Source organism: Microbacterium sp. NPDC008134 (genome assembly GCF_042957055.1).
Taxonomy (GTDB): Bacteria; Actinomycetota; Actinomycetes; order Actinomycetales; family Microbacteriaceae; genus Microbacterium.
Genome location: NZ_JBIBHO010000004.1, coordinates 62451 through 76159 on the forward strand (window position 1 = coordinate 62451; position 13709 = coordinate 76159).

Consider the following 13709-nt stretch of genomic DNA (forward strand, 5'->3'; position numbering starts at 1 on the left):
GATCAGGAGGGTGCGCTTCGCGGACGTCGGACGCGTCGAGATCGAATCGGCACCGCGACCCGAACCCGGGCCAGGTGAGGTCGTCGTCCGGGTGACGAGCTGCGGTCTCTGCGGCTCCGACGCCACGATGCTCAGCGGGCGGCATCCGGTCATCCGGCCGCCGCTCGTGCCCGGTCACGAGATCGTCGGTGTCGTCGCGCGGGTCGGTGCGCAGGCGGTCGCCGGTGTCGGCGCGCGCGTCGCCGTGCTGCCGCAGGTCGGCTGCGGAGAATGCCGCCAGTGCCGGCGGGGGCATCCGCGGCTGTGCGCCCGGATGCGCCTGATCGGCGGGCAGATCGTCGGGGGAGCGTCCGAGGAGGTCGTCGTGCCCGCCGATGCGCTCGTCGTCGTGCCCGCCGATGTGCCGGATGCCGTGCTTCCGATCGTCGAGCCCCTCGCCGTCGCGGCGCACGCCGTTGCGCGCGTGCCCGCGCTCGCGGGGCTCGAGGTTCTGGTGGTCGGCGGCGGGCCGATCGGTCTGCTCGTGGCGCTCGCCGCGGGAGCTGCCGGGGCCGCCGTGACGCTCGTCGAGCCGGTCGAGGCGCGCCGCGCCGTCGTGGCGCACTTCGGGGTGGCGGTCGTCGGAGCCGTGCCCGAGTGTGAGGTCGACGTGGTGTTCGACTGCGTGGGCGGGGCGGAGTTGCCGTCGTCGCTGCTGGGGTCGGTCGTCGCCGGGGGCACGCTCGTGCTCGTCGGGGTCGCGGCTCCGCAGGTGACGTTCGACGGCATCCTGCTGCAGCGTCAGGAACGCGCGATTCTCGGCTCGCACATGTACACCCGTGAGGACTTCGAGGCTGCGCTCGGGTTGCTCGCCGGTGGGCTGCTGCGAACGGATGCCGCATCGCTCGCGCTGCTGTTCGACCGGCGTCCGCTCGAGGGTGCGGTGTCGGCGTTCGAGGATCTCGTGGGGCGCCGCTCGCCTGCGCTGAAGATCCTGCTCGTGCCCTGAGGTTCCCTGTGGCGAGCCCTTCGACAGGCTCAGGGACCCAGTTCCTCGGGGTGGGCCCTTCGACAGGCTCAGGGACCCAGTTCCGCGGGGTGGGCCCTTCGACAGGCTCAGGGACCCAGTCTCCGGGTCGCTGGGTCTCCCCACTGGGTCGCTGAGCTCACCCCACTGGGTCGCTGAGCCTGTCGAAGCGCCCCGCCCCGCGCACACGCCGAGGGGCCAAGACTCGCCCGACGGCATCCGCCCGGCGTGTCCTGATCCCTCACGAAGCGCGTCAGCGGCGGGCGGGCTCCGTCGGGCGAGCGGATGCCTCAGCCGAAGCATCCGTCGCCGCAGCTTCCGACGACGACCCCGCCGACGAACCCGCCGCGCGGGCCGGGCTCACGAGTGTCTCGGGCAGGAAGGTGATCCCGACCAGTCCGACCACGCTGAGCGCGATGAGATACACGGCGACGAGCCACGGCTGGCCGCCGCTCGCGGCCACGAGCGCCGTCGCGACGAGGGGCGCGGTGCCGCCGACGATCGCGACCGGAATCTCGCGCGAGATCGCGATGCCGCTCCAGCGCATCGAGGTCGGGAAGAGTTCGGCGAGCATGGCCGCCGAGACCCCGATCGTCGAGCCCTGGATCACCGCGAGTCCGATCACGAGGGCGAGGGCGACGAGCACCGGGTTCTCGGTCTGGAACAGCAGGAACATCGGGAACGCGTAGGCGATGCCGAAGATCGCGGCGCCGATCAGCACGGGTTTGCGACCGATGCGGTCGGCGAGGCGTCCGAAGAGCGGGGCGGCGGGCATGGTCAGCACCTGGGCGATGATGAGTCCGATGAGCGCGTGCGTGGGGTTCACCGAGAGCGTGCCGGTGACGTAAGAGAGCGCGTAGGTACCGACGACGTAGGTCCACGGCAGGGCGAACACGAAGATCGCCATGCCGGCGAGCAGGGTGCGCCAGTGGTCGCGCACGGCCTGCACGAGCGGTGCGCGGCGAATCTCGCCTTCGCGCTCGACGGCTTCGAAGGCGGCGGTCTCCTTGACCTTGAGGCGGAAGTACAGCGCGAACGCGACGATCACGATGCTCGCGATGAACGGGATTCGCCAGCCCCACGACAGGAACTGCTCGCTGGGCAGCAGGCTCACGAGCGCGAACGTGCCGGTGGCGAGGGCCATCCCGAGGTAGACGGCGGCCCCCGGGAACCCGGCGATGTAGGCGCGGTTCTGCACCGCGCTCGACTCGCTCGCCATCGTCATCGCCCCGGCGAACTCGGCGCCGGCGCCCGCTCCCTGGAAGATGCGCAGGAAGATCAGCGCGATCGGTGCCCAGACCCCGATGGTCTCGGCGGTGGGCAGCAGGCCGATGATCGTGGTCGCGGCGCCCATCATCAGCAGGGTCACGAGCAGGGTGGCCTTGCGGCCGACGCGGTCGCCGTAGTGGGCGAAGATCAGGCCGCCGATCGGGCGGGCTCCGAATCCGACGGCGAAGGTGGCGAAGGCGCCCAGCATGCCGGCGAGGTCGCCGCCGCCGGGGAAGAAGAGGGGCGCGAAGACAAGTGCCGATGCGAGCCCGTAGAGGGTGAAGTCGTACCACTCGATGACCGTGCCGACCGAGCTGCCTACGACGGCGCGGTTGCGTTGCTGCTTCGAGTCCAGGCCGAGGCCGTCGATATCGGATGCGTGGGACATGACACTCCTTCGTGCTTTGTCGTCGTGACCACGCGGGCGTGGTTACGTAACCATCGTTGGTTGCGTATTCATCGTAACCAGAGAGGGCCGATCGCGCCAGGGTTGAGACGCGCGCTGGCTGTCAGGCGCGCCAATGCGCGGGTGAGGGCAGGGTGTGATCGCGCACGTCGACACCGTCGGGAGTGACGGATGCCGTGGCGTACAGCAACGACTGCGTGGGGTACCCGTGCGGGCGGTTGTCGCGGATGATCGCGCGGTCGTCCTCAGGGGAGAGTTCGGCGCTCTCGGCGAGGAGGGCGGTCCACTCGGCCGCCCAGTCCGCACTGTCGACGGCGGGAGTGAGCGCGCGGAATCGCGGAAGCCAGGTGCGGATGCGCGGGGTCACCGCGTCGTCGAGATCGTCGTGCGCGATCATGTGCGTGCCCAGGGCGACCGGGGTCTCGCGCAGCTCGGCGCCGTCCCACGAGAGCACGCGCGCCCCCTCGGGCCGGACCTCGAGCAGGTTGAACCCGTGCATCGGCAGCGGTCCTTCGGGGGAGCGGCCCGCGACCGATTCGAGCGCGAGCGACCCGCGCGAGACGGCGCGCTCGTCGGGCAACTCCTGCACGTCGGCGCGGTTGAGCAGCACGGCGAGGCGTCGGCGTTGCGGATCGACGGCGAGCCAGGCGCCCCCGGCACGACGATCGCGGATGCCGACCACGCCCGGGTACTGATCGGGCCACCACGGGCCGAGGGCATCCCACTCGCGCTGGGGGTCTTCATCGCGCACCGCGAGGAGCCTCACGGACGCGGCATCCTCGACATCGATCACGACCGTGCACACGCCCTCGAGTCTAGGCGCGCCCGTCGCCCCGGGTGTGGTTGCTGCGCACGAGACCACCCCTCGTCGAGACCCATCGCCCGCGTCGAGACCCATCGCCCGCAACGTCGAGAGTGGTGGGTTTCGACGACGGCGGTGGGTTTCGGCGAGGGGAGAGAGCGAGGGGCGGGGTGAAGGGAGGCAGGGGGTGGGCCGGAGTGGCATCGGGCGGAGTGCTCGCTGTGGGGCGGAGTTTCTCGGGTGAAGCATCCGCCCATCGCGGAGTTCTCCGCCCGTTGGGGAGGAGATCTCTCGTTCCGGAGGATCGAAAGAGCGGATGCTTCCTGCGGAACGCGAGTTCTCCTCCGCTGCGTGCGACTCCGCCCCGGACCCCCGGATGCTGGGGCAGAATCGAACCGTGAACATCGTCGTCGGAGTCACGGGCGGCATCGCCGCGTACAAGACGGTGCACCTCGTGCGCCTGCTCATCAAGGCCGGTCATGACGTGACCGTCGTGCCCACCGAAGACGCGCTGCGCTTCGTCGGCACCCCCACGTGGGAGGCGATCAGCCGTCACCCCGTCACTACGAGCGTGCACGACGATGTCGCCCGCGTGCGGCACGTCGCGCTCGGTCAGGCCGCCAAGCTCGTGATCGTCGCCCCGGCCACGGCCAACACCATCGCATCGATGACCGCCGGGCTCGCGGGCGACCTGCTCGGCACGACGCTGCTCGCCACGGAGGCGCCCGTGCTGATCGCACCCGCGATGCACGCCGAGATGTGGCGACATCCGGCGACGCAGGCGAACATCGCCACCCTCCGCGAACGCGGCGTGCACCTCGTCGGCCCGGCCGACGGCGAGCTCGCCGGCGGAGACAGCGGACCAGGTCGCATGTCGGAACCCGAGGAGATCTTCGCTGCGGCGCAGGCACTGCTCGCCCCGGGTGACCTCGCGGGGCTCCGCGTCGCCGTCTCGGCGGGCGGCACCCGTGAGCCGATCGACCCCGTGCGCTTCCTCGGCAACCGTTCGAGCGGGCGGCAGGGCGCCGCGCTCGCCGCGGAGGCCGCCGCTCGTGGCGCGCAGGTCACGCTCGTCGCCGCGCACATCGACGCCGCCGTGCTCGCCTCGGCGACGCATCCGTCGGTCGCGATCGTGCCCGTCGGCACGGCCGCCGAGCTCGGGACCGCGATGAAGGATGCCGCGGCATCCGCCGATGTGGTGATCATGGCCGCCGCGGTCGCCGACTACCGCCCGGCCGAAGCCGCGCCGCACAAGCTCACGAAGGCCGAGGGCGGTCTGGGTCGCATCGAGCTCGTCGAGAACGAGGACGTCGTGGCGGCGCTCGCCGCGGCACGCGCTGCCGGCCGCGCCCCCGAGGGGCAGACGATCGTCGCGTTCGCGGCCGAGACACTGACGGATGCCGCGCAGCGGCGTGAGCGCGCCCGCGGCAAGCGCGAGCGCAAGGGTGTCGACCTGCTGGCCGTGAACCTCGCGGATGCCGAGCACGGGTTCGAGCGCGCCGACAACGCGGTCGAGGTGATCGGCGACGGTGGGGTGGTCGTGGCGGAGGCGTCCGGAAGCAAGCGCGAGGTCGCGGGCGCGATCTGGGATGCGGTGCGGATGCTGCGCTGACCGGGGGATTGTCGGTTCGGCGGCGTCCTGTTAAACTTGAGTCAACATCACTCAACTTTGAGTGACCATCGACCAGAAGGAGTCTCCCAGGAGGGACAGATGACCAACCCCCAGACCGGTTCTCAGAACGACCAGCAGTCCGCACTCGAGCAATTCGGGATCAACCTCACCGATCGCGCACGGCAGGGCAAGCTCGACCCCGTGATCGGACGCGACAGCGAGATCCGTCGCGTGAGCCAGGTGCTCACCCGCCGCACCAAGAACAACCCGGTGCTCATCGGTGAGCCCGGCGTCGGCAAGACCGCCGTCGTCGAAGGCCTCGCCCAGCGCATCGTCGCGGGCGATGTCGCCGAGTCGCTCAAGGATAAAGAGCTGGTGTCGCTCGACATCTCGGCGCTCGTCGCCGGTGCGATGTACCGCGGGCAGTTCGAAGAGCGCCTGAAGAGCGTGCTCAAAGAGATCACCGAGTCCGACGGTCAGGTCATCACCTTCATCGACGAGCTGCACGTGCTCATGGGCGCGGGCGGCGGCGAGGGGTCGGTCGCGGCATCCAACATGCTCAAGCCCATGCTCGCCCGCGGCGAGCTGCGTCTCATCGGCGCGACCACGCTCAACGAGTACCGCGAGTTCATCGAGAAGGATGCCGCGCTCGAACGCCGCTTCCAGCAGGTGTACGTCGGGGAGCCCACAGTCGAAGACACGATCGCCATCCTCCGTGGGCTCAAGGGGCGCTATGAGGCGCACCACGGGGTCACCATCTCCGACAGCGCCCTGGTCGCCGCCGCCGCGCTGTCGAACCGGTACTTGCCGTCGCGGCAGCTGCCCGACAAGGCGATCGACCTCATCGACGAATCGATGTCGCGCCTCAAGATGGAGATCGACTCGTCGCCCGTCGAGATCGACCAGCTCAAGCGGCAGGTCGATCGGATGAAGCTCGAAGAGCTCGCCCTCAAGCGCGAGAAGGATGCCGCCTCGAAGGAGCGCCTCGGCACGCTGCGCGAGCAGCTGGTGGGCATGGAGGCGCAGCTCGCCGAGCTCGAGGCCCGGTGGGCCCGCGAGCGGCAGGGGCTGAACCGCGTCGGTGAGCTCAAAAAGCAGCTCGATGACGCCGTGACGCAGCGTGATCTCGCGATGCGCGAGGCCGATTACACCCGCGCGTCGAAGCTCGAGTACGAGACCATCAAGCGCCTCGAGCGCGACATCGCCGAGGCCGAGCAGGCCGAGGCCACGGCATCCACCGAACCCCGCATGGTCAACGAGCAGGTCACCGATGAGGACATCGCCGCCGTGATCGCGGCGTGGACCGGCATCCCCGTCGGTCGTCTGCTGCAGGGCGAGAGCGAGCGTCTGCTGCACCTCGAAGGCGAGCTCGGTCGACGCCTGATCGGCCAGAAAGACGCCGTGAAGGCCGTGTCAGATGCCGTGCGCCGCTCGCGCGCGGGCATCAGCGACCCCGGTCGCCCGACCGGATCGTTCCTCTTCCTCGGACCGACCGGTGTCGGAAAGACGGAGCTCGCGAAGGCCCTCGCCGACTTCCTCTTCGACGACGAGCACGCCATGGTGCGCATCGACATGTCGGAGTACGGCGAGAAGCACTCCGTGTCACGGCTCGTCGGTGCCCCTCCCGGGTATGTCGGCTACGAGCAGGGCGGCCAGTTGACCGAGGCCGTGCGGCGGCGCCCCTACAGTGTCGTGCTGCTCGACGAGGTCGAGAAGGCGCACCCCGAGGTGTTCGACGTGCTGCTGCAGGTGCTCGACGACGGGCGTCTCACCGACGGTCAGGGCCGCACGGTCGACTTCTCGAACGTGATCCTGATCCTCACGTCGAACATCGGCTCGCCGATCCTCATCGACCCGACGCTGTCGCCCGACGCCAAGCGCGAGCAGGTGATGGCGCTCGTGCGCCAGGCGTTCCGCCCCGAGTTCCTCAACCGTCTCGACGACATCGTGATGTTCCAGGCGCTCAGCGAAGACGACCTCGCTCAGATCGTCGAGCTGTCGATCGACCAACTGCACACGCGGTTGCACGACCGTCGGCTCGCGCTCGCGGTCACGCCCGATGCGCGATCGTGGCTCGCCGAGCGCGGGTACGATCCGGTATTCGGAGCGCGTCCGCTGCGCCGCCTCATCCAGAGCGAGGTGCAGAACAAGCTCGCGACCGCGCTGCTCTCGGGCGGTGTGCGCGACGGCGACACGGTGCGCGTCGACGTCGCGGCCGACGGCACGGGGCTCGTGCTCACGGCCGAGGCCCCGGCATCCGTTCCCGACGACGATGACGACGTGATCGAGGCCGAACTCCTCGACTGAGCCGCCGCGGCTGCGACGCTTCGACAGGCTCAGCGACCCATCCACGGGGTCCGTGATCCGGCACGGGTCCCTGAGCCCAACTGGGTCCCTGAGCCTGTCGAAGGGCCCACCCCGAGACGCCCCCACATGAAAGGGCCCGGTCCGCAAGCTGCGGACCGGGCCCTTTTCGGCGTCGAAACGAGGTCAGGCGCTGAGGATGACCGTCTCGGCGATCGGGCGGCGCACGCGCGGCGCGGTCTCGCGCTGCTGCAGCACCTCGGGGAGCGCGGCGACATCACCGAACTCGCCGACGGCGAAGACCGTGACGGCCGAGAAACGGGGCTCGAGGTCGGCGAACTCGCGCACGGCCTCGGGGTCGAAACCGCTCATCTGGTGCACGAGCAGGCCCTCGTGGTGCGCCTGCACCGAGAAGTGCGCGACGGCCTGGCCGAGGTCGTAGAGGGCGTGGGTGATCGGCGTGCCGTCTTCGGTGGCGGTCTCGGCGACGGCGACGACGAGGGCGGCGGCGTTCACGGCCCACGCCTGGTTGAAGCCGACGAGCGAGTCTACGATCTGCGCGTGCAGGGCGGTCCCCCGGCGGGCCACGATGAAGCGCCACGGCTGCGAGTTGTTGGCGGAGGGCGTCCAGCGGGCGGCCTCGAGGGAGGCGGCGAGCTTGGCCTCGTCGATCGCGTTCTCGGCGTCGAAGGCGCGGGGGCTCCAGCGCTCGGCGAGAACGTCGAGCACCGGGTGCTCGGTGGGGGCGGTGCGGACGAGGGTGGGAATGCTCACGGTGGTGCCTTTCAGACGGGGTGCCGATCGGACTCCGTCGTCCGCGTACGCGTGTCTGAACGCATGTGCCCGCATGGATATTCCTGAGGAGGTGCGGGTTTCGCCGGATGACGATTCGCCGAGGCCCACCGGGAACGCCGAGACCCACCACCCCCGACGTGCGGGGCGGGGGTCTCGACGACCGTGATGGGTCTCGGCGCGCGGGGCGGGCGCGTCAGCCGCGCAGCGCCTCGGTGAGCTTGACCCGCGAGCCCATGCGCAGCAGCGAGTTCTCGTAGATCTTCGCGCCGATGGCGATCGCGGCGACGCAGCTGGCGAGCAGGATCGCGAGCGACAGGATCGGCTCCCACCACTGCGCCTCGCCGACGAACAGGCGCATCGGCATCCCGACCGGGGCCGAGAACGGCACGTACGACATGATCGTCAGCACCAGCGGGTTGTCGTTGAAGACGATGACGAGGATGTACGGCGCCATGATCAGCATCGTGATCGGCGTCGTGGTGGCGCCGATGTCCTCCTGCCGCGAGACCATCGAGGCCGCCGCGGCGAACAGCGAGGCCAGCAGCACGAACCCGAACAGGAAGAACACCGCGAACCAGATGATCGGGGTGCCGAGCATCGTGAGCACGTCGTTCTGACCCGTGGCGATGAGTCCGATCGTCGCGACCGCCGCCAGCACAAGGATCTGCGCCATCGCGAGGATCGTGTTGCCGATCACCTTGCCCGCGAGCAATGTGCGGGCCGGCATCGCCGACAGCAGCAACTCGACCACGCGGGTCTGCTTCTCTTCGACGACGCTCTGCGCGATCGTGCCGCCGAACGTCGATGCCGCCATGAGGAACACCAGACCGAATGCGAGCGCGATGAAGTAGCGCAGCAGCGGATTCGTGGTCGCGGGTTCGAGGATCTGCACCTCAGGGGCCTGCGAGAGTCCCGAGACGAGCGAGCTGGGGGCATCCTTCAGCGCGAGGATCGTGACGCCGGTCGGTCCGGTGCCCGACACGACGGCCGCGTCGACCTTCTCGTCGCGCACGAGCGCCTCGGCGGCCGCGTCGTCGGCGACCTCGGTCACCTCGACGCCCGGCAGCGCCGACACGACGCTCGAGGTCTCGGCGGTGACGGCGACCGGCGTCTTGTCGTCGGCGCCGCTCTTGCTCGCGAAGCCTCCGATCAGGATGCCGGCGAGGGCGATCGCCATCAGGATGACGGTCGAGATGATGAAGGCCTTGCTGCGGAGCTTCGAACCGATCTCGCGCTCGGCCACGAGCCAGATACCGCTGGAGCTGCGCAGGGGCGAGCCGCCCCCGGGGGTCGACGTGGTCACTGGATGACCTCCTTGAAGATCTGGGCGAGGGACGGATGCTTGGGCGCGAAGCTCGCGACGTCGCCGTGAGCGACCGCGGTGCGCAGGACGCGCTGCGCGGTCTCGGCGTCGTCGGTGTCGAACAGGGCGTAGCCGCCCTCGAAGTCGACGACCGTGACGCCCGGTTCGGTGCGCAGCCAGCCGGCGTCGCCCGCCGACACCAGCTCGTAGCGGCTGCCGGCGTGCTCGGCGCGCAGTGCGTCGCGCGAACCGGCGGCACGGATCGTGCCCCCGGCGAGGATCACGAGGTCGTCGCACAGGCGCTCGACGACATCGAGCTGGTGCGAGGAGAAGAGGATCGAGGCGCCCTGCGTCGCGGTCGCCTGCAGTGTCGAGGCGACGACGTCGACCGCGAGCGGGTCGAGGCCCGAGAACGGTTCGTCGAGGATGAGCACCTTGGGCCCGTGCACGAGCGCGGCGGCGATCTGCGCGCGCTGCTGGTTACCGAGCGACAGCGACTCGATCGTGTCGTTCAGACGCTCGCCGAGACCGAGATCGGTGAGGATCGCGGTGGCGCGGGTGGAGGCATCCGCCTTGCCGAACCCGTGCAGACGGGCGAGGTAGACGATCTGCTCGAGCACCTTCATCTTGGGGTAGAGTCCGCGCTCCTCGGGCATGTAGCCGAAGTTGCGGCGGTCGTCGCCGGTGACCGGCGTGCCGTCGAGGGTGACGGTGCCGGAGTCCGACGAGAGGAGTCCGAGCACGATGCGCATGGTCGTGGTCTTGCCCGCACCGTTGCCGCCCACGAAGCCGGTGAGCCGGCCGGGGGCGACGTCGAACGAGACGTCATCGAGCACGCGCCGCGAGCCGTAGCTCTTGGTGATGCCGTGGAGTTCGAGCTTTCCTGAGGTCATGCCTCCACGTTAGGGACGGGGCGGATGCCGCGGCATCCCCCCTGCGGGGGATTGTCGACCGTCCACCGCGCGGCTGACCTACCGGCGTGCGCTGCGCAGGACGGTGCGGACGACGAGTCCGGCGACGAGCGCCCAGAAGGCGGCGCTGACGCCGAGCACCGAGATGCCGGATGCCGCGACCAGGAAGGAGACGACGGCGGGGAGGCGCTCGCCGGGGTCGTCGATCGCCTGCTGCACGGCCGATCCGAAGGCGGCGAACAGGGCGAGGCCGGCGACGGCGGGGATGACGGCGGCGGGGGCGAGGAGCACGAGGGCGGCGAACGCGGCGGACGCGGCTCCGAGCACGAGGTACGACGCCCCGGTCGAGACACCGGCGACCCAGCGGCGCTTCGGGTCGGGGTCGGCGTCGGGCGAGGCGGCGAGGGCGGCGCTGATCGCGGCGAGGTTGATCGCGTGCCCGCCGGCCGGAGCGCCGATCGCCGTGCCGAGGCCGGTGACAAGCATCGCCGGACGCCACGGCACCTCGTAACCGAAGCTGCGCATGATCGCGACGCCGGGAACGTTCTGCGACGCCATCGTCACGATGAAGAGGGGCAGAGCGAGGCCGACGATCGCGCCGACCGTGAAGGTGGGCGCGGTGAGCTCGACGCGGGGCAGCAGGATCGCCGGATCGATCGCCGTGCCCTGGCGCACGAGGTCGACCGCGACGACGACCGCCGCGGAGACGAACGCGATCGGCACCGCCCAGCGCGGGGCGAGGCGCGCGACGATCAGCCACGTCACCACCACCGGAACCACGCCCCAGGGGTTCTCGACGATGCCGGTGATCGGCGCGAGGCAGAGCGGCAGCAGCACGCCCGCGAGCATCGCCTGCGCGATCGACGCGGGGATGCGGGCGATGAATCCGCCGAGCGCGGGCCACAGGGCGGTGAGCAGGATGAGCGCCGCCGTGACGAGGAATGCCCCGACCGCGGCGGGCCAGCCGCCCTCGATCGCGCCCGCGGTGGTGCCGGTCGCGGCGAGCAGCGCGGCACCGGGTGTCGACCACGCGACGGTGATCGGCATCCGATAGCGCCAGGCGAGCACGATGCACGCGAGGCCCATCGTGAGGCTCGCGGCGAGCAGGCCGCTGGCGGCCTGGGCGGCGGATGCCCCGACCGCCGAGAGCCCGGTGAGCACGACCGCGAACGAGCTGGTGAAGCCGACGAGCGCCGTGACGATGCCCGCGAGGATCGGGCGCGAGAGCGGGGCGGAGGGCGCGGCGGATGCTGCGGGCGCGGCGGCGGACATGGATCCGAGGCTATCGCCCCGGCGGGCGCGGGCGAGCGTGCCGTTCTCGCCGGGAGGTCAGGCGAGGCCGAGGCGGTGGGCGAGCACCACGGCCTGCACGCGGTCGCGGGCGCCGAGCTTCTGCAGGATGCGCGAGACGTGGGTCTTCACGGTGGCCTCGCCGATGAACAGCGCGGCCGCGATCTCGGCGTTGCTGCGGGCGTCGGCGAGGAGGGTCAGCACCTCGGACTCGCGCTCGGTGAACGGCTCGGCGAGGACGGTCGCGGTCTCCGGCGGGGGTGTGGTCGCGGTGACGGTCGGCGCTGCGGGGCGAGGGGCGGATGCCCCGGCGAACCGGGCGAGCACGCGGCGGGTCACTTCGGGCGCCAGCATCCCGTCGCCCGCCGCCAGCGCGCGCACGGCGGCGATGAGGTCTTCGGGGCCGGCGTTCTTGAGCAGGAACCCGCTGGCTCCGGCATCCAACGCCTGGTAGAGGTAGTCGTCGCGGTCGAAGGTCGTGACGATCGCGATGGCCGCGGTGATGTCGGCGTCGGCGACGATGCGCCGGGTCGCCTCGATGCCGTCCATGTCGGGCATCTGCACGTCCATCGTGATCACGTCGGGCCGCAGCGCCGACGCCTGTGCGACCGCGTCGGCGCCGGTCGCGGCCTCTCCGACGATCTCGATGTCGGGCTGCGTGCCGAGGATCGTGCGGAACCCTGCGCGCAGCATCGCGTGGTCGTCGACCAGGAGCACACGGATCGGGGCGACGGTCATTCGGGGGTCCTCACGGATCGCGGGGCGGTGGACAGTGGAACTCGCGCGCGCACGCGGAGTCCGCCGGGGGAGCGCGGGGTGACCTCGATCGTGCCGCCCGAGGCGATGGCGCGCTCGCGCATGCCGAGCTGGCCGAGGCCCGGGCGCAGCTGGCCGACCATGCGGCCGGTGTTGACGATTTCGATCTCGACGCTCGTGTCGTCGTAGCGCACCCGCACGTCGGCGGTCGCGCCGAGGCCGGCGTGACGACGTGCGTTGGTGAGCGACTCCTGCGTGATCCGGTAGAGGTTCACGGCGACGACCGAGGGAACCTCGACCGGCTCCCCGATCACCGTGTAGTCGGTGGGCAGCCCCGCTTCGGTCGACGCGTCGACCAGCTCGCGGATGTCGTCGAGCCCCAGCGTCGATGCCTGCTCGGTGGTCTCCCCGCCCGGGGCGCGCAGCGTCTCGAGCAACTGACGCAGTTCGCCGATCGCATCGCGCGCCGACCCCTCGACACCGGCGAGGAGGTCCTTCGCCTTGCCGGCATCCTGATCGATCACGAGTCGGGCCGCCCCCGCCTGCACCCCCATCACCGAGACGTGGTGCGCGACCACGTCGTGCAGTTCGCGGGCGATCCGCACGCGGTCGAGGGCGACCGCCTGCGCGGCGGTGACCTCGCGCTCGCGCTCGAGCTCGGCCGTGCGCTCCTCGAGCACCGCGCGTTCGGATGCCGCGATCCACGAGCGCTCGCCGAAGTAGTACGCCCCGCCGAAGTAGAGGAGGTTGATCAGGATCTGGATCATCATGAACGCGACGTACGGCGACATCGCGCCCGCGACGACCTCGGCCTCGTCGGCCTGGCCGATCGCGTCACGGTACATCGTGATCAGCAGCCACGACAGCATGCCGACGATGATGCCGGCGCGCACGATGAGCGCGGCGCGACGGTTGTTCATCCACGCGCCGGCGGTGTAGATGGCGATGAACATCGCGATGTTGCCGACGTAGACCTCGGGGATCCGGATCGTGACGGCCGCGAAGTACGCGGCGGAGACGACGAGCGCGACGACCGCCGGGTAGCGCCGCCGGAATGCCAGCGGGGCGGTGACGATGACGGCGTAGACGAGGGCGGTCCAGAGTTCGGCCTGCTCGTCGCCGTAGATCTGCGAGATCGACGACAGCACGGCGCTGAGGATCGCGCCGACGAACAGCACGGCGGCGAGCAGCAGATCGCTGCGGTGGTCGCGCGCGGTCGGCGTGCGCTGGAACTCGGCGGGCATCCCTCCACCGT

At 70.8% G+C, this 13709-nt stretch carries 11 protein-coding genes; 3 read left to right on the forward strand and 8 right to left on the reverse strand.

Translation table 11 applies throughout. The annotated features are described in order from the left end of the window. The first annotated feature begins 10 nt into the window (after positions 1–10). Positions 11–988, forward strand: coding sequence for a zinc-binding dehydrogenase (locus ACFY9N_RS15760; protein WP_391479773.1), 978 nt, complete (start codon positions 11–13; stop codon positions 986–988). Positions 989–1259: 271 nt separating this feature from the next. Here the strand turns inward: ACFY9N_RS15760 and ACFY9N_RS15765 are convergent, their stop codons facing one another. Continuing rightward, positions 1260–2663: an MFS transporter gene (locus tag ACFY9N_RS15765; RefSeq protein WP_391479775.1), complete on the reverse strand. Its 1404-nt coding sequence runs from the start codon at positions 2661–2663 to the stop codon at positions 1260–1262. Positions 2664–2784: 121 nt separating this feature from the next. Next, positions 2785–3486 (reverse strand): NRDE family protein, encoded by a 702-nt coding sequence (locus ACFY9N_RS15770; RefSeq protein ID WP_391479776.1) that lies wholly within the window; start codon positions 3484–3486, stop codon positions 2785–2787. 394 nt (positions 3487–3880) lie between these two features. On the opposite strand from ACFY9N_RS15770, the gene coaBC reads away from it, so the two are divergent. After that, positions 3881–5095 carry a bifunctional phosphopantothenoylcysteine decarboxylase/phosphopantothenate--cysteine ligase CoaBC gene (gene coaBC / locus ACFY9N_RS15775; protein WP_391479778.1) on the forward strand — a complete coding sequence of 405 codons (1215 nt, stop codon included), beginning with the start codon at positions 3881–3883 and terminating at the stop codon, positions 5093–5095. A 99-nt stretch (positions 5096–5194) separates the two neighbouring features. Then, complete coding sequence (locus ACFY9N_RS15780; RefSeq protein WP_391479780.1) at positions 5195–7402, forward strand: ATP-dependent Clp protease ATP-binding subunit; 2208 nt, start codon at positions 5195–5197, stop codon at positions 7400–7402. Positions 7403–7585: 183 nt separating this feature from the next. On the opposite strand, the gene ACFY9N_RS15785 is transcribed toward ACFY9N_RS15780, so the two are convergent. The 6 genes from ACFY9N_RS15785 to ACFY9N_RS15810 all read right to left on the reverse strand — a co-directional run bounded on the left by ACFY9N_RS15785 (position 7586) and on the right by ACFY9N_RS15810 (position 13698). Next, entirely contained in the window at positions 7586–8173 is a 588-nt protein-coding gene (locus ACFY9N_RS15785; RefSeq protein ID WP_391479782.1) for a nitroreductase family protein, read from the reverse strand. A 214-nt stretch (positions 8174–8387) separates the two neighbouring features. Continuing rightward, positions 8388–9497, reverse strand: a complete 1110-nt coding sequence (locus ACFY9N_RS15790) for an ABC transporter permease (RefSeq protein WP_391479783.1) — start codon at positions 9495–9497, stop codon at positions 8388–8390. Then, positions 9494–10390 (reverse strand): ABC transporter ATP-binding protein, encoded by an 897-nt coding sequence (locus ACFY9N_RS15795; protein WP_391479784.1) that lies wholly within the window; start codon positions 10388–10390, stop codon positions 9494–9496. The genes ACFY9N_RS15790 and ACFY9N_RS15795 overlap by 4 nt, the downstream gene beginning before the upstream one ends. 78 nt (positions 10391–10468) lie before the next feature. Beyond that, positions 10469–11680, reverse strand: coding sequence for a benzoate/H(+) symporter BenE family transporter (locus ACFY9N_RS15800; RefSeq protein ID WP_391479785.1), 1212 nt, complete (start codon positions 11678–11680; stop codon positions 10469–10471). A 57-nt stretch (positions 11681–11737) separates the two neighbouring features. After that, positions 11738–12436 carry a response regulator gene (locus tag ACFY9N_RS15805; RefSeq protein WP_391479788.1) on the reverse strand — a complete coding sequence of 233 codons (699 nt, stop codon included), beginning with the start codon at positions 12434–12436 and terminating at the stop codon, positions 11738–11740. Next, positions 12433–13698 (reverse strand): sensor histidine kinase, encoded by a 1266-nt coding sequence (locus tag ACFY9N_RS15810; RefSeq protein ID WP_391479789.1) that lies wholly within the window; start codon positions 13696–13698, stop codon positions 12433–12435. The genes ACFY9N_RS15805 and ACFY9N_RS15810 overlap by 4 nt, the downstream gene beginning before the upstream one ends. Positions 13699–13709 lie beyond the last annotated feature (11 nt).